The 19,790-nt window shown below is 70.2% G+C and carries 14 protein-coding genes; 6 read left to right on the top strand and 8 right to left on the bottom strand.

The annotated features are described in order from the left end of the window. Positions 1-135 precede the first annotated feature (135 nt). Together ACIODU_RS06280 and ACIODU_RS06275 are read right to left on the bottom strand one after the other, a co-directional pair. Positions 136-2,463, bottom strand: coding sequence for an FdhF/YdeP family oxidoreductase (locus ACIODU_RS06280; protein ID WP_401764499.1), 2,328 nt, complete (start codon positions 2,461-2,463; stop codon positions 136-138). Positions 2,464-2,674: 211 nt separating this feature from the next. After that, positions 2,675-3,187 (bottom strand): SRPBCC family protein, encoded by a 513-nt coding sequence (locus ACIODU_RS06275; RefSeq protein WP_356420163.1) that lies wholly within the window; start codon positions 3,185-3,187, stop codon positions 2,675-2,677. Positions 3,188-3,408: 221 nt separating this feature from the next. Between ACIODU_RS06275 and ACIODU_RS06270 the strand changes: the two genes are divergently transcribed. From ACIODU_RS06270 to ACIODU_RS06260, 3 genes are all read left to right on the top strand, one after another. After that, entirely contained in the window at positions 3,409-4,050 is a 642-nt protein-coding gene (locus ACIODU_RS06270; protein WP_356420166.1) for a hypothetical protein, read from the top strand. Positions 4,051-4,449: 399 nt separating this feature from the next. Further along, positions 4,450-5,124: a TetR family transcriptional regulator gene (locus ACIODU_RS06265; RefSeq protein ID WP_401764496.1), complete on the top strand. Its 675-nt coding sequence runs from the start codon at positions 4,450-4,452 to the stop codon at positions 5,122-5,124. Positions 5,125-5,270: 146 nt separating this feature from the next. After that, positions 5,271-6,191, top strand: a complete 921-nt coding sequence (locus ACIODU_RS06260) for an SDR family oxidoreductase (RefSeq protein WP_401764494.1) — start codon at positions 5,271-5,273, stop codon at positions 6,189-6,191. Between the two features lie 68 nt (positions 6,192-6,259). Here ACIODU_RS06260 and ACIODU_RS06255 read toward each other — a convergent pair whose 3' ends face one another. After that, a complete protein-coding gene (locus ACIODU_RS06255; RefSeq protein ID WP_401764490.1) occupies positions 6,260-8,824 on the bottom strand; it encodes a DUF6185 family protein in 2,565 nt (854 codons plus the stop codon). 316 nt (positions 8,825-9,140) lie between these two features. Between ACIODU_RS06255 and ACIODU_RS06250 the strand changes: the two genes are divergently transcribed. The 3 genes from ACIODU_RS06250 (at position 9,141) to ACIODU_RS06240 (ending at position 12,295) form a co-directional block, all read left to right on the top strand. Then, positions 9,141-9,698: a MarR family winged helix-turn-helix transcriptional regulator gene (locus tag ACIODU_RS06250; protein ID WP_401764487.1), complete on the top strand. Its 558-nt coding sequence runs from the start codon at positions 9,141-9,143 to the stop codon at positions 9,696-9,698. Then, positions 9,695-11,365 (top strand): MDR family MFS transporter, encoded by a 1,671-nt coding sequence (locus tag ACIODU_RS06245; protein WP_401764484.1) that lies wholly within the window; start codon positions 9,695-9,697, stop codon positions 11,363-11,365. Before ACIODU_RS06250 ends, ACIODU_RS06245 begins: the two co-directional genes overlap by 4 nt. A 204-nt stretch (positions 11,366-11,569) precedes the next feature. Next, positions 11,570-12,295, top strand: coding sequence for a dienelactone hydrolase family protein (locus tag ACIODU_RS06240; protein WP_401764949.1), 726 nt, complete (start codon positions 11,570-11,572; stop codon positions 12,293-12,295). Positions 12,296-12,400: 105 nt separating this feature from the next. Here the strand turns inward: ACIODU_RS06240 and ACIODU_RS06235 are convergent, their stop codons facing one another. From ACIODU_RS06235 to ACIODU_RS06215, 5 genes are all read right to left on the bottom strand, one after another. Then, positions 12,401-14,137 carry a hypothetical protein gene (locus tag ACIODU_RS06235; RefSeq protein WP_401764481.1) on the bottom strand — a complete coding sequence of 579 codons (1,737 nt, stop codon included), beginning with the start codon at positions 14,135-14,137 and terminating at the stop codon, positions 12,401-12,403. A 289-nt stretch (positions 14,138-14,426) separates the two neighbouring features. Beyond that, the gene (locus ACIODU_RS06230; protein ID WP_401764478.1) at positions 14,427-15,437 is read right to left on the bottom strand and encodes a 4-hydroxy-3-methylbut-2-enyl diphosphate reductase; all 1,011 of its coding nucleotides are present in this window, start codon (positions 15,435-15,437) and stop codon (positions 14,427-14,429) included. Continuing rightward, complete coding sequence (locus ACIODU_RS06225) at positions 15,434-16,555, bottom strand: polyprenyl synthetase family protein (protein ID WP_401764475.1); 1,122 nt, start codon at positions 16,553-16,555, stop codon at positions 15,434-15,436. Before ACIODU_RS06225 ends, ACIODU_RS06230 begins: the two co-directional genes overlap by 4 nt. Continuing rightward, positions 16,552-17,703 (bottom strand): flavodoxin-dependent (E)-4-hydroxy-3-methylbut-2-enyl-diphosphate synthase, encoded by a 1,152-nt coding sequence (ispG, locus tag ACIODU_RS06220; RefSeq protein WP_401764472.1) that lies wholly within the window; start codon positions 17,701-17,703, stop codon positions 16,552-16,554. Before ispG ends, ACIODU_RS06225 begins: the two co-directional genes overlap by 4 nt. Next, a complete protein-coding gene (locus ACIODU_RS06215) occupies positions 17,700-19,541 on the bottom strand; it encodes a 1-deoxy-D-xylulose-5-phosphate synthase (protein ID WP_401764470.1) in 1,842 nt (613 codons plus the stop codon). The genes ispG and ACIODU_RS06215 overlap by 4 nt, the downstream gene beginning before the upstream one ends. Positions 19,542-19,790: the final 249 nt, after the last annotated feature.

The raw sequence follows: 19,790 nt of genomic DNA, 5'->3' as shown, positions 1-19,790 counted from the left end.
GGCCCCTGCGACGTATGGCGCGCCACGTCCGAGGCCGTCAACGAGGCGGCCTCTGTCTGAACCGGGCCGGCCGCCCGCAGTGGCCGGTCCCACCCCGGAGGAGCCGCCGGGGCCGGCGGCGCCGCGGCGTCGCACTCAGGCCAGTCCCAGGGGCAGGCCGTCCAGCCGCTCCAGGCGGACCGTGATCCCCTTCGACGTGGGCGTGTTGCTGACGTCGGCCACACTGTCCAGCGGTACGAGCACGTTCGTCTCCGGGTAGTACGCGGCCGCGCAGCCCACCGCCGTGGGGTAGGCGACCAGCCGGAAGTCCTCCGCGCGCCGTTCGACGCCGTCGCGCCAGACACTCACCAGGTCGACCCGGTCGCCGTCGGCCAGGCCGAGGGTCCGGAGGTCCCGCGGGTTGACCATGACGACGCGGCGCGATCCGTGGATGCCCCGGTAGCGGTCGTTGGTGGTGTAGGGGACGGTGTTCCACTGGTCGTGCGAGCGGATCGACTGGAGGATGAGGTGGCCCGGGGGCGCGTGCAGTGCCTCGAAGGCGTTCCGGCTGAACTCCGCCTTTCCGCTGCCGGTCGGGAACACCCCTTCGTTCACCGGGCTGGGCAGCGGGAAGCCGCCCGGCTGCACCACGCGGGCGTTGAAGTCCTGGAACCCAGGCACGACCCGGGCGATCCGGTCGCGGATGGCTCCGTAATGCGCTTCGAACTGCTCCCAGGGCACCGTCCCGCCCTCACCGAGCGTCCTGCGCGCCAGCCGGCTGATGATCGACACCTCGCTGAGGAGGTGCTTGGAGGCGGGGGCGAGGCGGCCGTGGGAGGCGTGCACCTGACTCATCGAGTCCTCGACGGTGACGAACTGCTCGCCGCCCGCCTGGTAGTCGCGCTCGCTGCGGCCGAGGGTGGGCAGGATCAGCGCCGTCTCACCGCAGACCGTGTGGGAACGGTTCAGCTTGGTGGAGATGTGCGCGGTGAGGCGGCACCGGCGGATCCCCTCCTCGGTGGCCCGGCTGTCGGGCGTGGCCCGTACGAAGTTGCCCGCGAGCGCGAGGAAGACCTTGACGCGGCCCTCGCGCATCGCCCGGATCGAGTTCACCGTGTCCAGGCCGTGTTCGGCCGGCGGAGTGAAGGAGAACTCCCGCCCGAGGTCGTCCATGAACTGCTGGGGCATCTGCTCCCAGATCCCCATGGTCCGATCGCCCTGCACGTTGCTGTGCCCCCGCACCGGGCACACCCCCGAGCCGGGCTTCCCGATGTTGCCGCGCATCAGCAGGAGGTTCACCATCTCGCGGATGGTCGGTACGGAGTGCTTGTGCTGCGTCAGTCCCATCGCCCAGCACAGCACGATCCGCTCGCTGGTGAGGACGAGGTCGCGCAGGTGCTCGATCTGGGCCCGGGTCAGTCCGGTGGCCGCGAGGACGTCCGGCCAGGAGACGGTCGTACGCAGGTGCTCGGCGTACTCGGCGAAGCCGTTGGTGTGCGAGTCGATGAAGGCACGGTCCAGTACGGTGCCGGGCGCCGCGTCCTCGGCCTCCAGGAGCAGCAGGTTGAGGCCCTGGAAGAGGGCGAGGTCTCCCCCGAGGCGGATCTGGAGGAAGTCGTCGGCGATCCGGGTGCCGTTGCCGATCACGCCGCGGGGGGTCTGCGGGTTCATGAACCGGATGAGGCCCGCCTCCGGCAGCGGATTGATCGCGACGATGCGCCCGCCCCGCTGCTTGTTCTTCTCCAGCGCGGAGAGCATGCGCGGGTGGTTGCTGCCCGGGTTCTGGCCCAGGCTGATGATGAGATCGGCGTGGTAGATGTCCTTGAGGCTGACGTTGCCCTTGCCGATGCCCAGCGTCTCGTGCAGCGCGGCGCCGCTCGACTCGTGGCACATGTTGGAGCAGTCGGGGAGGTTGTTGGTCCCGAAGAGCCGCGCGAAGAGCTGGAGCAGGAACGCGGGTTCGTTGCCGGCCCGGCCCGAGGTGTAGAACACGGCCTCGTCGGGCGAGTCGAGGCCCTGGAGCTCCCGGGCGATCAGCCCGAGCGCGTCGTGCCAGCTGAGGGGCTCGTAGTGGTCGGACCCGGGCCGCTTCACCATGGGCTGGGTGAGCCGGCCCTGCTGGTTGAGCCACTGGTCCGAGCAGCGCCCGAGCTCGGTGACGGAGTACTTCTCGAAGAAGTCGGGGGTGATCCGCCGCCCGGTCGCCTCGTCGTTGACGTGCTTGGCGCCGTTCTCGCAGTACTCGTTGACGTGCCGGCTGCCCGGGTCGGGGTCGGGCCACGCACAGCCCGGGCAGTCGAAGCCCTTGGTCTGATTCATGTTGAGCAGCGTGAGCGCGGTGTGCGTGACGGAGGCCTCGGCGAGGGAGTACGTCAGGGCGTGGGTCACCGCGGGCACTCCGGCCGCCGCTCGCTTGGGCGGGGTGATCTGTGCGAGGTCGCCGGTCGGTTCGTCGGCCTGGTCCGCTGTCGGTGGTTTCCTCACCCGGAATCGATCTCCTTTTGCGCGCCGCGCCCAGCCGGACGGTGCACGCGAAGCCGGAATCGTCACTTGCCGTCGGTCCATCTACGCACCGGGGGCGGGCGTACGCACGCGGGCGGCACGGCCGCCCAGGGCCGAGTGGGTGAGACAGGGGTACGGCGCGGAGGGGCCGGCCGGACGCGGTCAGCCGGCGCTGTCAGCCGCTCGAAGGCTGTCAGCCGCTCGGCCAGTTGGGGACCTCCGGATGCTTCTGGCCGGAGTCCGGCCGCACGCGGCTCTCGGTGATCGCACCGCGCCACTGCCCGGTCTCGCACCCCTGGCCCTCGATGAACTCCTTGAAGTTCGCCAGGTCCTGGTCCACCCGTTTGCGCACCACGCCCATCGCGTTGCCGGCCCGCTCCAGGATCCCGCGCGGCGACACCTCGATCCGCATCGTCACCCGGACCAGCTCGTCGCCCAGCGGGACGAACGTGACGGAACCCGAGTGGAGCGGCCGGCCCAGGCTCCGCCAGGCGACGCGCTCGTCCGGGCGCTGCTCCACCACCTCGGTGTCGAATTCACGGGTGAGCCCGCCGCACTTCGTCACCCAGTGGGTCTGGGTCGCCGTGGACCGCTCGACGGACACCACGCTGTCCATGAACCGCGGAAACGTTTCAAATTGCGTCCACTGGTTGTACGCCATTCGGACGGGGACGCCGATGGCGGCGGAAGCCTCGATGATGCTCATGAATGACCCGTCTCTCCGCGTCTGGTCACGCCACCCGCACGACTGCCTCGGACTCTCCCCAGCGTAGGGAAGGCTGCCGCCTTCCGCTCATCAGAGCGTCACTGGGGACATTGCGGCGTGTCAGGGCGCCGCCCCCGCGCCGGATGGATTTACTCGGACCCACGCACACCGGTCCGGACAGCGTCGTTGTCCGGTCGATTCCCCAGCGAAAGCCGCGCCGCATGGATCCCAGCAGATTCGCCCTCGTTTTCCCCCAGTCCGCGTTCGTTCCCGTGGTCCTCGGATTCTTCGGTCTGGGGACGGGCTATCTGATCTACGGGCCGCAGGAACTGTTCGGCTCCCCGGCGCGCGACGCCGCCGTGGACCGGGCCACCGGTGTCTGGGGCGTCTTCATGCCCGGCCTGTGCCAGGCTCTCGCCGGGATCTACCTCTTCGTCGGCCTGACCTGGTTCCAGGTCTTCGACGACAAGGCCCTGTACATGACGGCCCTGGCGTTCAGCGTGTACGGCATCCACTGGTTCGCCCTGGGATGGAACCGCTACCGGCAGTCCGACGCGCGCACCAATGGCGGAATGTGCGTCGCGTTCATGATCATCTCGATCCTGGGCATGGTCGTCTTCTACCGCATCGGAGCGTGGCCGGTGGGCCTGCTCTTCACCGGGCTGACCGCGGTGTACTTCTTCGAGCTCTTCGCGAGCGTCCCGCTCGGCCGCCCGGGCCGGGTGGCGGGCAAGGGTCCGGTGACCGTCATCGGCGAGAAGGGCCTCGGCACCTTCCGCATCCTCACCGGCCTGTGGCTGATGTACCTGACGTTCGCCACCACGCTGAACGTCGCGTCGGGCTACTCGCTCCCCGGGGGCTGACCCTCCGGGCCGTTGCTGGAGCGGTACGGGGCCGACGAGTTCTTCGTCCCGTCCAGGAAGCCCGGGCAATCGGCCACCCCGCTCCGAACCGGTGCCCACCCACCGGAGTCCCGTTCGACTTCGTGACCTGCAAGAACCAGCCGAAGACCGGGCTGGAGGTCGACGGGGGCTACGCCGAGTACATGATCGCCCGGCAGACCGGGCTGATGGCCGTCCCCGACAGCCTGCCGTCGGCGGCGGTGGCACCACTGCTGTGCGCCGGGCTCACCACGTACAACGGTCTGCTGAACGCCTCCGCACATCTGATTCCCGTACGCGCAAAGGGCGCGGCGGGCATCGCCGCGGAACCCCGGACCTCCGGTCTCCGGTCAAAAGACCAAGAGTCCGTAAGCTGGGGGCATGACCACATTTCAGCGCGCACGCAGCGAGGAGCAGCGCGAGATACGGCGCCGCGCGATCCTCCACACCGCCGCCGCCATGCTCGAAGAGGCGACCGTGAACGAGGTGAGCCTCAACGAGCTGAGCCGTCGCGTCGGGCTGGCCAAGTCGAACGTGCTGCGCTACTTCGAGTCCCGTGAGGCAGTGCTGCTGGAGCTTCTGGACCAGGCCTGGAAGCAGTGGACGGCCGAGCTGCCCGGCCGGCTGGCCGAGGGCGTCGACGCGGAGGCGCCGGCGGAGGAGCGGGCTGAGCAGTTCGCCGCGGTGGTCACCGACTCCCTCGCCGGGCGCCGGATGCTGTGCGACCTGCTCAGCGCACAGGCGGGCGTCCTGGAGCACAACGTGTCACCGGAGGTCGCCGCCCGCTACAAGAGGGCCGCGATCGCGAACGTGGGCGACCTTGTCTCGCTCACCCGCCTCCACCTGCCCGAACTCAAGGACCGGGCACCGGAACTGGCGGCCTCCACGGTCATGATCATCGGAGCGGTGTGGACCCACGCCCGTCCCTCCCGGGCGATGCTCGTCGCCTGTGAGACCGATCCGTCCCTCGCCGCGCTGAAGATGGATTTCGCCTCTTCTCTCCAGCAGGTGCTGGTCACCCTGACCGCGGGAGCGCTCGCGCGCGCCGGCTCCTGACCCGGCGGCCACGCCCCTCAGACAGACCGCCCCCCTCACAGACCCCCGGTCTTTTGTTATCGGACCGACGGTCCGCTACCATCGAATTATCGGACCCGTGGTCTCTTGAGGGTCCGAGGATGGCCGCGAGCACTGAGGAGCCCCCCATGTACACCGTTCCCGACCAGACCGGGAAGACCGCCGTCGTCACCGGCGCCAACAGCGGCACCGGCAAGGAGGCCGCCCGTCGGCTGGCCGCCGCCGGAGCGCGCGTGATCATGGCCGTACGTACCCCCGCCAAGGGCGAGCGGGCGCGGGCCGAGATCGTGGCGGACCAGCCCGGCGCCGAGCTGGAGGTGCGCCGGCTGGACCTCGCCGACCTCGGCTCCGTCCAGGAGTTCGCGGACGGCGTGCTGGCCGACGGGAAGCTCGACCTGCTGGTCAACAACGCGGGCGTCATGGCGCCGCCCACCCGGATGGTCACCGCCGACGGCTTTGAACTCCAGTTCGGCAGCAACTTCCTGGGTCCCTTCGCCCTCACCCTGCGGCTGCTTCCCGCACTGCTCGCGGCGCCCGCGCCGCGCGTCGCCACGATGACCAGCGGCACCGCGGGTTACGGGCGCGTCCGCTTCGACGACCTCCAGTGGGAGAGGCGCCGGTACAGCGCGAACATGACCTACGCCCAGTCCAAGCTCGCCGACCTGATGCTGGCGGTACGGCTCGCCGACGTGGCGCGCGAACGGGGCTGGAACCTGCTGAGCGCGGCGGCCCACCCCGGCTACACCGTCACCAACCTCCAAAGTTCGGGCGCCAGCCTCGGCCGGGACAGGCCCAAGCGGTCCATGCTCAACAGTCTGACCTTCCTGCCCAAGCAGGGCGTCGAAACCGGTGCCGAACCCCTCCTGTACGCCGCCACCAGCCCGGACGCCGAGGGCGGGATGTTCTACGGCCCCGGCGGCCGCTTCGGCCTCGTCGGGCCGACGGCGCCGCTGCGGGTCCCCGGCCGCGCGCGGGACACCACCGCGAACGAGCGGCTGTGGGCCAGGGCCGAGGAACTGACCGGCGTCGCCCTGCCGGCAAGGGTCTGATCCGCCGCCGTACAGCGACGGCACCCGTACGGCGAAAGCATCCGTACAGCTAAGGCATCCGCAGACCGCTAGGGGCCGTCGCTCCCCGCGCTGCCCCCGTTCTCGCTGGGGCTTCGTTCGATCACGATCATCGGCTCGTTGCCCTTCAGCTGCTGCCAGATGGTGACCAGCGCCACGATCTGGCCGATCAGGAACGCGATCTGGAGCGAGGCCGTACGCCACTGGTAGAGGGACAGCAGCAGGCCCGCCCTGGTCGGCCAGTAGCGCCTCTCCCCGCGGAACGTGTCGATGTCCATCGCGACTCCGGTCAGGGTGAGGACGAGCAGCGTGAGGCTGAGGTGGAGCGGCCAGGTGCCGAGGGGCTGGTCCACGATCCAGTCGCCGGCCCACTGCACGAACACCGGAGCCGCGTAGACGAGTGCCAGACCGAAGGCCCGGGCCGGACCACGCCGGCCGGGCAGCACCCGCCACAGGGCGCCCAGCACGAACCCGGCGCCGACCCAGATGAGTTCCATGGTCAGCGCCGACATCACCGCCTCGGCGAACCCGAAGCGCTGGAGGAACTTGTCGTCCCACTGAATGCCGCGGACCTGCTCGGCCCAGACCAGTATCGCCACCGCGGGCACCGAGAGCAGCGCGGCGAAACGCGCGGCCCGCAAGGCGTTGCCCCATGAGGTGGCCTGCGGCCCCCAGGCCAGGGCCAGTTCCACCGGACCGATGGACGGGGGCAGCCGGATCCAGGTGCGCGGCAGGCCGGGCGGCGGGGCGGGGTGCGGCAGCCGGTGCAGCGCGTCCAGCTTGCGTTCCAGCTCGGAGCGGTCCTCGTCCTGCTGGCCCTGTTCGAGGCGTCGCAGTTGGGCGTGGAGCTCCCGGTAGCGGCGTGCCGTCCTGAGCAGGTACCGCCGGTCGGATTCCCTCGTCACCTCGTGCAGCCGGCGCCCCGAGGAGAGCTTCTGGTACAGGACCGCGCGTCTGGCGCCGAGGGCGAGCAGCCCGGTCAGGGCGAGCCAGAGCGCCAGCAGCGGCAGCAGGGGCAGCGGGACACCCGCGTACCAGCCGACCAGCGGCACGACGCAGACGACGAAGAAGACCTTCAGGAGGCGCAGGTCCGCCGGTGCGGGAAGGACGGCCGGAGGGGCGGGGGCCGCCCCGGCGCGGGCCCGCAGGACGGCCAGGATCGCCAGCGACGGGCCCCACCACCAGAGGGAGCCGCCGTAGAACCAGTCCAGCCAGTCGGCGGGGAACCAGCGCAGGTCGTTGAAGAGGGTCGTCACGTGCCGCAGTCCGAAAGCCTCGTCCGCGTCGCGTCTGCTGAGCCAGCTCTGCTGCTCCCACAGGTTCTCGGCGGTCCACACGCTCACCGCGGAGACAGTCACCGACACCAGGACCAGCGCGACCAGCAAGGTGTGCGGGAAACGGCCCCACAGCCGTCCGGCCACCGGGGCGTCGACGGCGCGCCACACCCGCAGCAGGGACGCCGCCGCGCCCACCAGCCAGATGAGCACCACGCACGCGCAGGCCCCCGCGAATGCGAGCAGGGCCCCGGTCTCCCGGAACCTGCGTACCTCGTCGGGGAAGTTCTCCCAGTCCAGCGTCAGCTGGGTGGGCAGGCCCAGCCATCCGGGGCGGCACGCCACCACGGCTGTGTAGGCGGTGGCGGCGATCACGAGACCGGCCGCGGTTCTGCCGGGTCTGCCGAAGACGCACAGCGCCCATCCGGTGAGGACGGTGAGACCGAACTGGACGGCGATGCGCTGCTCCTCCGTCCAGAACAGGGCCGTGCCCCGCTCGGCGAAGTGGCCCAGCAGCGGACCGTCGAGCAGCTGGACGACGGTGACCGCGAACGTCAGCAGGCACACGGACAGCAGGTTGCGAACGGTACGGGTCTCCGCGTCGGTGCGCGGGGTGGCGGCGGGTGCGCGGCGCACCGTGCCGGCCGCGACCAGGAGCAGGATGAGGAAGACCACCTGCAACAGCAGCCAGGCCAGCGCGTCCAGGACGTACCAGGGGTGCTCGCTCCACCGTGCCGCCGACGCCTTGGCGGCCGGCGGTTGCAGGGCGACCCGTATCCCCGGAGGCGTACCGCCCGGCTTCGCCCTGCTCCAGGTCAGGTCGGTGGTGGCGCCCGTGGTCGGCATCGAGGAGACGCTCCGGGCGGCCCTTCCGCCCAGGTCGACGGTGACCTCCTGCCACCAGGAGCCGTCCAGGGCGGGCGGACGGATCAGTTCCAGGGTCCACAGCCGGGTGCCGACGGTGAGTTCCCAGGGCCCGAACTCGCGGGTGCCGAGAGCGACGACCCAGGTCATGACCCGCTGGTCGACCGTCACCCACTTCTTCCCGACGGTCACCTCGGGCGCCTCGGTACGCCCCTCCGTGTCCCGGTACGGATAGGGGTCGTCGGGCCGCCGCAGCAGACACCTCATCGCCGTCCGGTACCGCTCGGTGTCGCCGTTCAGCAGCAGATCCGGCGCCCGGCTCCAGGACTTGGGCACCTGGACCGTGAAGCGCCCCGCGGCCTTGCTGTAGTCCTCGTTCTCGTGCGTGAACCGGACCGACGCGGTGACCCGCGCCGACTTCAGCTGTCCGGCGTGGCAGTCGTCGTCCGCGGCCCGGGCGGGCGCGCCGGGCAACACGCACAGCAGTGTCGCCGCCGCCCACAGGAACAGAACATGCCGCAGCCCCCGCTTCAACAAGCCCCCCCCGCTGACGCGTCTTCGCCCGAAGACGCCCGAAGACAGAGTTATACCTCTCCCGCGCGGGCGACGACCCCGGAACGGGGGCCTGTGGTTCGGATCAGGGCGCAGGGCGTGATGAAAGGGGATCCGGACTTGCTTCGCCAGGTTCGGCCGCGAGCGCTACCGGCGCCGCCCCGGCGTCGAAACCACCGCCGGGACAGTATATGGTTGCGTGATACACGCAACCATATACTCGCAGGAGGGAGGTACGGGCATGGGTGATCCGCCCCAGGAAGGGGATCCCGGCTCGTCACCCGAGGGGTCCGGCGGCGGTGAGACCGTCCGGCAGCTCGCCGACGGTGTCGACCGCCTCATGCGGATGTTCGTCCGTACCCGCGCGCAGCTGCTGGACCGCGCCCGCGACGACGTCGACTGGTCGGTCCAGATCGTCATGGGCGCCCTCGTCAAGAACGGGCCCATGCGCGTCACGAAGCTGGCGGAGCTGGTCCACTCCGATCCCTCCACCGTCAGCCGTCACGTGGCACAGCTCGTACGTGACGGCTTCCTCGAAAGACGCGCCGACGCCGATGACGGCCGCGCCTGCCTCCTGGTGGCCACCGACAAGGCCCGGCATGCCGTCGCCGACCGCACCAGGTCGCGTGACGTGCACTTCGAGAAAATGCTCCACGCATGGGACGACCACGACCGTGAGCGGCTGGCCGCACTGCTGGTGCGATTCATCGACGACTTTGAAACGTACAAGAACGTGCTCGCCGACAAGGACTGGAAGGGCCTCGGCCCGGCGGCGGGCCGAGAGGAGAGCACCGCATGAGTTCCACCAGCGCCGCGTCCGCCGATATCGGCCCGGTCGGTACGGGGGAGGCGCCGAGAACCGGCTACACCCACCGGCAGATCATGGTCATCCTGTCCGGTCTGCTGCTCGGGATGTTCCTGGCGGCCCTGGACCAGACCGTCGTCTCGACCGCGATCTACAAGATCGGTGAAAGCCTCGACGGGCTGACCGCCCAGGCCTGGGTGACCACGGCGTTCCTCATCACGTCGACGATCGCCACGCCGATGTACGGCAAACTGTCCGACCAGTACGGGCGCAAGCCCTTCTTCCTCTTCGCCATCGCGGTGTTCATCACCGGCTCGGCGCTCTGCACCCTCTCCACCTCGATGTACATGCTCGCCGGGTTCCGCGCGTTCCAGGGCATAGGCGCCGGCGGCCTGTTCTCCCTCGCCTTCGCGATCATCGGCGACATCATCGCGCCGCGTGAACGCGCGAAGTACCAGGGCTACTTCATGGCCGTCTTCGGTACGTCCAGCGTGCTCGGCCCGGTCGTCGGCGGCGCGCTGGCCGGCCAGAACACCCTGCTCGGCATCGACGGCTGGCGCTGGATCTTCCTCATCAACGTCCCGATCGGCGTCGTGGCGCTGATCGTGGTGGCCAAGGTCCTCCACCTGGAGCACACCCGGCGCGAGCACCGCATCGACTTCGCGGGTGCCCTCGCGCTCGTGGTCGCGCTGGTGCCGCTGCTGATCGTCGCGGAACAGGGCAGGACGTGGGGCTGGGGTTCCGGCTCCTCGCTCGCCTGTTACGTCGTCGGCGCGCTCGGCGTCGTCGGCTTCCTGGTCGCCGAGCACCGGGCCGGGGACGACGCGCTGCTGCCGATGCGGCTCTTCCGCAACGGCGTGTTCGCCGTCGGGGCCGCCCAGTCGACGATCATCGGCATCGGCATGTTCGGCGGCATCACCCTGCTGCCGCTCTACCTCCAGCTCGTCAAGGGCAACTCCCCGACCAGGGCGGGTCTGCTGACCCTCCCCCTGGTGCTGGGCATCATGGCGCTCTCGGTCGTCGCGGGGCAGATCACCTCACGTACCGGCCGCTACAAGATCTTCCCGATCATCGGCGGCGCACTGCTCGTCATCGGCATGCTCATGCTGTGGCGCCTGTCGGCCGACAGCGGCCTCGTCTACACGGACATCTCGATGTTCGTGGTCGGCGCCGGTCTGGGGCTGAACATGCAGACCATCGTGCTGGCCATGCAGAACGCCGTGCCGCCGCGCGACATCGGCGTCGCCACGTCGTCCACCACGTTCTTCCGGCAGATGGGCGGTACGGCGGGTGTCGCCGTGTTCCTGTCGATCGTCTACTCCGTGGTGGGCGGCAAGATCAGCGACGCCTTCGCCGACGCACGCGGCACTGCGGCCTTCCAGGCCGCCGCGAAGGCCCACCCCGACCAGCTCAAGACACTGACGTCGGCGTCCTCCGGCTCGGCGGGCACCCTCGACAACACGTCGTTCCTCAACCACCTCGACCCGGTTCTCGCCCACCCCTTCAAGGTCGGCTTCACGAACGCGGTCACGGTCGCGTTCCTGGTGGGCGCGGTGGTGCTGGTGTTCGCCTTCGTCCTGGCCTTCTTCATCAAGGAGGTCCCGCTGCGCACGACGGCGGCGGCCTTCACGAAGGAGCCGGCGGAGAGCGAGGCGAAGTAACGACACCGCACGGCAGGCGGGGGTGATGCGGCGAGCGAGACCGACCGGTCGCCGCATCACCCCGGGCCCCGTCGCGCGGGCACAAGCGAACGCGTTCGCGAACCCCTTCGCGTCCGGCTCAGGAGGCACTCCCCCGCTGTCCGCCGGCGGAGAACACCGGCCCGGCCGGGCGCGACGATCACTACGGTCGGTCTCATGACGACGATGCCGACGATGACCACGCGCACGGTCGAGTACCCGGCCGACGGCCTCACGATGACCGGGCACCTCGCGCTCCCGGCCGGCGTCGGCCGCCGGCCCGCAGTGCTGGTCGGACCGGAGGGCATGGGGCTCAGCGACGTCGAGCGCCGCCGGGCGGACGCGCTGGCCGAACTGGGATACGTGGCGCTGGCCTTCGACCTCCACGGCGGACGCTACCTGGGCGACCCGGACGAGATGCTGGCCCGTTGCCTGCCGCTGCTCGCCGACCCCGACCGGATGCGGGGCATCGGCCACGCGGCGCTCGACGTGTTGCGCGCCGAACCGCGGACCGACCCCGACCGGATCGCCGCCATCGGCTATGGCACCGGCGGCGCCGTCGCGCTGGAACTCGGGCGTGACGGCGTCGACCTGCGCGCGATCGGCACGGTCAACGCGCTGACGACGGGCCGGCCGGGCGAGTCGGCGCGCATCCGCTGCCCGGTGTGGGCCGGGGTCGGGTCGGAAGACCCGATCATGCCTCCCGCGCAACGGGACGCGTTCACCGCCGAGATGCAGGCGGCGGGCGTCGACTGGCGCCTCGTGGTCTACGGCGGCGCCCTGCACGCCTTCCACCACCCGCCGGTCGACCATCCCACGGTCCCCGGCGTCGGCCACCACCCCCGACACGCCCAGCGCGCCTGGCGCGACGTCACCGCCCTGCTCACCGAATGCCTGCCCGTAACGGAGTGACCGGCTCAGCAACCGCACCCGCAGCCATGGCCGACAGCGCGAAGAAGAAGTAGGGCAACGACTCCGGGGCGCTGACGATCCAGTCGAACACGATCACCACAGCGATCACCCGTGCGAGTTGTGGTCCAGCAGGATCCGGCTGATGCCGTCGGACAGGCGGCTGTAGGGGTTGAGGCCGCTCAACTCGACAGCGCTGGTCGCCACACCGCTGAAGGCCCGCCTGATGGCCAAGCCCTCGGTCGGGGAGAGCCCATAGGTGGCGAAAAGAGCCTGGGTGGTGTCCATGGCCAACTGCTCGTCAGCCCGTTCCGCCGGGTGCGGCGTACCGTCATCGCCATCCACGACGCACAGCAGCCAGATGCGTTCGATAAGTTCCCGCAAAGTACGGGAGTGTTGGCGCAGTGGCGCGTGGTCCGCCACCGCAGCCGTGAGCACACCGTCGAAGACCTCACCCCATCGCTTCGCGAGGGTGGGCAGGGACTCGAGGGGAGCGGTGTCGCAGTCGGCCAGGAGCGACGTGATGACGGTTTCACACCGTTCGCGGTCGCGCGCGGCCGTGTCGGCCGGAAGGCCGCGCCGTGCCGCGCGCCGGGCGAGGTGGTCTGCCCACCTCCCGGGCATGTGGTGTGCCGCTTCGACCGGCTCCCACAGGGGTTCCCAGGCATCCGAGTACAGGAGGTTTCCCGGCCGCAGCGTGGTGGAGGCCACGGCTTTCAGCCGTGCGCCTGGTGGCCGCCGCGCATAGGCTTCCTTGATCGCGCCGCCCGCGGCCGACAGGCCTCGCAGTTGCCTCCGCAGCTGGTAGCGAGTGGTCAGCAGGTAGAACAGGCAGTCACCCATGGCCAGTTCGGCCGCTTCCTCGTGTCCGCCAGCACCGCAGTCGCACCGGAGAACATCGTCGGTGACTCGTGCGAGGGCGTCCGCGTAGCCGTACACGGCATGTCCTCCCCTGGACGCCAGCGCGAGGAGTATCTCGTTGAAGGACTCTCCGTTGGCGCAGTCCGGCACGATGTCGACGATGTCGTTGTAGCGGATGGCGCAGTCGAGGGCGCGCTTGATCGCCCCACAGCGGTCGGCCACCGTGAAGGTGCCCAGTTCGTCGGTGACGTGCCGGTATCCGGGCGCGCTCATGGGCAGGCGGTGGTAGGGGACCATGGCGGCGTCCCACCAGCGTGCCCGCAGGTACTCCTGGGGTGTCACCGGTCCGCCCGCGGCGTCGACGAATCCGCTCGGGTCCGTCATACGACTGGTCGCTGCCGTCGTGATGTCCCGGGCGTTGAGGACGGCGTCCACGAGCACCGTGTCCCGCAGGGCTTGAGTGACGGATTTCCCTCCGAGGCAGGCAAGTCCCTCACTGGCCGCTGTCGCGTAGGCGGCGTGGCCGCCGCCCCCGGCGTCGTCCCGAGCGTCGACGTAGTCGACGGCCATCATCAAGCATGACGTTGAACCGCACAGGTCGAGCGTCCGGCCGTCCGCGCGGATGAAGGCGGCGGCAAACCACAGCAGGATGAAGTCGCGCAGGGCCATCGGCGCGGCCTGGAGGGGACTTCCGGCATGGCGTACGCAGTATTCGTCCAGGATCCTGGTCACTTCACCGCCTTTCCTGGGCACCGCTTCTATCAGGGCTGCCAGGCTGTCCTTCCGCGCCGTCCACAGCCCGGCCTGGATCTGCGCGGCGGTGACCTGAGCCGTCGCCAGAAGCGGGCTTTCCATCACGCTCTGGAGGACCTCGGGGGCGAAGGCTGCGCCCAGGATCCGGCGGGCCGCACGGTCCCCTGCCTCAAAGCTCGGTACCTCCGCCGACCGGTAGGGTTCGTAGACCGGCTCCTGGACCCTGTACATGGGGAGTTCATCCGCGCACCGCATCCGGGGCGTACCGTCCGGCGCACGGTGCACGGCCGCTTCCACCTGGGTGAGGCGCTCGGCACATCCACGACCAGCGGTGAGTCCGCAGGCGACGGCGTCCCACACATCCGTGATGCGCTCCCCCTGGGCCCGCAGGCGGCGTACGTGCTCAGGGCCGGGGACCGTCACCGACTGTGAGCCTGAAGGCATGCTGTACTCCTTCCTCGATGATGACTGGATGCTTCGGCCTCAGGGCATTGCCTCAGGGCATGGAGTCGGTGGGGTGTCACGGGTTGTCCACCGGTGGCGTGCGCAGGTCGCGGCGGAGTTCCCTGGGCGGCGAGAAGGTGATGGACTCGTCGGCGGTCCTGACGGTCTCCACGTCCGTGTAGCCGCGCTCGGCCAGCCACGTGAGGACGCCGTCGACGAGCACGTCGGGGACCGATGCGCCGGAGGTCAGGCCGACCGTGGTGACGCTCTGAAGCCAGGCTTCGTCGATCTCGTCGGCGAAGTCCACCAGGTGGGCGGCGTCCGCGCCGGCGCCGAGGGCGGCCTCGACCATGCGCTGGGAGTTCGACGAGTTGCGGGAGCCGACGACGATGACCAACTGGGCTTCTTCGGCGAGCTTCTTGACCGCGATCTGGCGGTTCTGCGTGGCGTAGCAGATGTCGTCGCTGGGCGGCGAGAGCAGGTTCGGGAACCTGTTCTTCAGCGCGTCGACCGTTTCCATCGTCTCGTCCACGGAGAGGGTGGTCTGGGAGAGCCAGACGACCTTCGACTCGTCACGGACCTCGACCTTGGCGACGTCCGCGGGGCCGTCGACCAGGGTGATGCGGTCCGGGGCCTCACCGGAGGTGCCGATGACTTCCTCATGGCCCTCGTGGCCGATCAGGAGGATGTCGTAGTCCTCGTTCGCGTACCGGACCGCTTCCTTGTGGACCTTGGTCACCAGTGGGCAGGTCGCGTCGATGGTGGTGAGCTTCCGCTCGGCTGCCTCCGCGTGCACGGCCGGGGCCACGCCGTGCGCCGAGAACACGACGAGGGAGCCCTCGGGGACCTCCTCCGTCTGCTCGACGAAGATCGCGCCCTTACGTTCCAGGGTCCGCACGACGTACTTGTTGTGGACGATCTCGTGGCGGACATAGATCGGGGCCCCGTACAGCTCCAGCGCCTTCTCGACGGCGGCCACGGCACGGTCCACCCCGGCGCACCAGCCTCGCGGTGACGCGAGCAGTACCCGCTTCGTGGCCCGGGTGGGACGGGCCGGGTGGCCCTGGGGCGGGGTGGCGGTGTTCATGTGGTCCTCCATACGGCCTGGTGGGCGATGTGTTGGAGGCTGGTGCGGGTATCGGCGGGGACAGCGGCCGCGGCCAGGGCGGACGAGGCGCGCGCGTACCGTTCGCGGATCATCTCCTCGACCGTGTCCGGGGCCCCGGAGGCGGTGATGATGCGCCGTGCGACGTGTGCTTGGTCTTCGGTCAGGGTGGGGCATCCCACGAGCAGGCGCAGCTGATCGGCCTGGGCGCGGGGGGCCCGGTGCAGGGTGAGTGCGATCAGGCAGGTGTGCTTGCCCTCGCGCAGGTCGTCCAGGGCCGGTTTCCCGGTCTCGTCCGGATGGCCGAAGACGCCGAGGAGATCGTCGCGCAGCTGGAAGGCCTCTCCCAGGGGCACGGCGAACGCGCTGAGCTGGGCGAGGAGGGCGTCGGGGGCGCCGGCGAGGGCGGCGCCGATGTGCAGGGGGCGTTCGACGGTGTACTTGGCGGTCTTGTAGCGGATGATGCGCAGGGCGCGGCCGACGTCGGGGGTGGGGTGGCTGGTGGCGGTCAGGTCGAGGTATTGGCCGTACAGCACCTCGTTGCGCATGGTGTCGATCAGGGGGAGTACGTGGGTGCGTTGCCGCGCGTCCAGGGCTGTCTCGGGGGCGTGCAGGAGTTCGTCGGACCAGATCAGGGCGAGGTCGCCCAGGAGGATGGCGGCCGCGGTGCCGATGTCGGTGGCCGCCTGCGGGGTGCGGTCCTTGCTGTGGTGGGCAGCCAGGGCATGGTGCATGGCGGGCCGGCCGCGGCGGGTCGCGGAGTGGTCCATCACATCGTCATGGACCAGGCAGAAGGCGTGGAACATCTCCAGTGCGGCTCCGACCCGTGCCGCCTGATTCACACTGCCTGTGCCCCCCGCGGCGTGCCACCCCAGCACGCAGAGCAGCGGGCGGATGCGCTTGCCGCCGGCGTTGAGGAGATCCCCGACGTACTGGGCGAGTTCCTCGGGGAGGGCGCCGGTCCTGGCTGCGGTGATCTTGCCGTCGACGAAGTCGTCCAGGATCTGCGAGACGCGTTGGCGCACCTCGCCTTTCCGGAACGCGGCCGAGGCGTGGGAGGAGTACGCGGGGGCGGTGTGGATACCGCTGGAAGCGGTCATGGCTGATCACCTGCCTCGTCGTCGCAGGCGGCGGTGAGAGCGAGAGCTTCGTCCATCAATGCCTCGACGATCTTCGATTCCGGTACGGTGCGCAGGACGCGGCCCTGTCGGTAGATCTGGCCCTTGCCGTTGCCGCAGGAGACGCCGAGGTCGGCTTCGCGGGATTCGCCGGGTCCGTTGACGACGCAGCCCATGACGGCAATGCGCAAGGGGTGGGGGAAGCCGTCGAAGGCGGCCTCGACCCGGCCGGCGAGTTTGTGGATGTCGACCTGGAGGCGGCCGCAGCCGGGGCAGGAGACGATTTCGAGTTTGCGGGGGCGCAGGCCGAGGGCGGCGAGGATGTGGCAGCCGGCCTTGACCTGCTGCACCGGGTCGTCGGAGAGGGAGACGCGGATGGTGTCTCCGATGCCCTCGCCGAGGAGGACGCCGAAGGCGACGGCGGACTTGATGGCTCCTTGGAAGGCGGGGCCGGCTTCGGTGACTCCGAGGTGGAGGGGGTAGTCGCAGCGGGCGGCGAGCAGCCGGTTCGCGGCGATCATCGTCATGGGGTCGTGGTGCTTGACCGCGATCTTCAAGTCCCTGAAGCCGTGTTCCTCGAACAGGGAGCACTCCCACAGGGCGGACTCCACGAGGGCTTCGGGAGTGGCGGAGCCGTGTTTGGCGAGGAGGCGTGGGTCGAGGGAGCCGGCATTGACGCCGATGCGGATGGGCACCGCGGCCGCCGTGGCGGCTTGGGCGATCTCGCCCACCCTGTCGTCGAACTTCTTGATGTTGCCGGGGTTGACGCGGACGGCGGCGCAGCCGGCGTCGATGGACTGGAAGACGTAGCGGGGCTGGAAGTGAATGTCGGCGATCACCGGGATCGGGGACTTGGCCACGATGGCGGGCAGGGCGTCGGCGTCGTCCTGGGAGGGGACGGCGACGCGGACGATGTCGCAGCCGGCGGCGGTGATTTCGGCGATCTGCCGCAGCGTGGCGTCGACGTCGGCGGTCAAGGTCGTGGTCATGGTCTGTACGGAGATCGGGGCGCCGCCGCCCACGGGCACCGTTCCGACGTTCAGTTGCCGGGTCGGGCGGCGGCGCGCTGGAATCGGCGTGGCCCGGGACGCGGGGGACGGGGTGGGCGGGCCTAGGCCGAGGGCGGTCATCGAGTGCTCCTGGGAGTGGGAGCCGGTGCGTGCTCTGTCGGGCCCGGGCGCAGATGGGCCAGGGCCGCGGTGGAGAGGCCGGTACCGTCGAGTCCTGCCCTGCCGAGCAGGTGGGTGCGGGGCGCCTGGGGGATGAAGGCGGTCGGCAGACCGCAACTGATCACCGGGGCGGACACGGCCGTATCGGTGCAGGCCTGGGCCAGGGCGGTGCCGAAGCCTCCGGTGCGCAGTCCGTCCTCGACCGTGAGGGTCACACGGTGGCGGGCCGCCAGGGCGGGCAGAGCGGGGTTGACGGGCAGCACCCAGCCCGGATCGGCGACCGTCACCCCCAGCCCCTGTTCCTCGAGCAGCACGGCGGCGTCCATGGCGGCCGCGGCGAGCGGGCCGGTGGGAACGAGCAGCACATCCAGGGGGCCGCGGCGGGTGCGGTGCAGGATGTCCAGGCCGTCCATGCGGGTGAGCGCCTCGATGTCGGAGCCCACGGTGGCTTTGGGCAGCCGCAGCACGCTGGGCCCGCCCTGGGCGGTGGTGGCCTCGCGCAGCTGTTCACGCAGCCGCGTGGCGTCTCGGGGGGCGGCGATGCGCAGGCCGGGGATCGTGGAGAGAACGGCGAGGTCCCACATACCGTGATGACTCGGTCCGTCGGGGCCGGTGATACCGGCCCGGTCCAGGACGAACGTGACGGGCAGCCGGTGCAGGGCCACGTCCATGAGGACCTGGTCGAAGGCCCGGTTCAGGAAGGTGGCGTAGATCGCGACGACGGGGTGGTAGCCGCCCATCGCCAGCCCGGCCGCGCTGGTGACGGCGTGCTGCTCGGCGATTCCGACCTCGAACACCCGCTCCGGGAATGCCTGTTGCATGGGGAGCAGGCCCGTCGGGCTCAGCATGGAGGCGGTGATGGCCACCACCTCGGGGTGCCCGGCGGCGATCTGGCGGAGTTCCTGGCCGAAGACACTGGTCCACGACGCGGCCTTGGCCGTGCGGGTGGGGACGGGGCGACCGGTGGCCGGGTCGACTTCGCCCACCGCGTGCAGGCAGTCCGCCTCGTCCGTCTCGGCGGGCCGGTAGCCCTTGCCCTTGACCGTCATCACATGCACGACCACCGGCCGGGACAGGGCGCGGGCCTGTCGTAACGCCTGCTCGATCTCCCCGGTGTCGTGTCCGTCGACGGGCCCGGAGTAGGCGAAGCCGAGATCGGTGAACAGATTGCGGCACGCTTCCGCGCCGCCGCCGAATTTCAGCACGTTCAGGTGCTCGGCGAGGGCTCCGGTGGTAGGGGCGTAGGAGCGGCCGTTGTCGTTGAGGACGATGATGACGGGCCGGTCCTTCGCGGCGCCGAGGTTGTTCAGCGCTTCCCACGCCAGGCCGCCGGTCATCGCGCCGTCGCCGATGACCGCCACCACCGCACGGTCACTCTCACCGGCGAGTTGGCGGGCCTTGGCCAGACCGTCCGCGTACGACAGCGCGGTGGAAGCGTGCGAGTTCTCCACCAGGTCGTGCACCGACTCCGAACGTGAGGGATACCCCGTCAGCCCTCCGGCCCGCCGCAGCGAGTCGAACGCGTCACGGCGGCCGGTCAGCAGCTTGTGCACATAAGCCTGATGACCGATGTCGAACACCAGCGCGTCCCGCGGGGACTCGAACACCCGGTGCAGAGCGAGCGTCAGCTCCACCATCCCCAGATTCGGACCCAGATGCCCGCCCGACGCACACACCTTCTCGACCAGGAACTCTCTGATCTCCGCCGCCAGCACCGGCACCTGCTCGGCGGGCAGGGACCGCAGCCCTCCTCCCGCTTCGGCCGTCGTTCCCAGCAGAAGACTGGTTCGCATCGTCATGAGAGGTGCACACATCCTCAAGAGGTCGGGGAAGAGACAGCCCGGGAGGCCGGTGATCTTCCGGATGGGACGGAGTGTGGCTCTGAAGGCGGCTGGACCGGAGCCAGCCGCCGAGACCGGCCACGACACGCCGTTGTCCACCTCCAGTGAGGCAGACCCGGCGCCGCGACAGAACCCGGCAGAGAAGACCGATGCGTGCACGCGTTGAACGCTTCTGCGGACGTTCACAGACGACGGTTGAGATGACCG

It is taken from the genome of Streptomyces sp. NPDC088261 (assembly GCF_044740805.1).
Lineage (GTDB): Bacteria > Actinomycetota > Actinomycetes > Streptomycetales > Streptomycetaceae > Streptomyces.
This window is presented reverse-complemented; position numbering and strand designations above follow the sequence as displayed.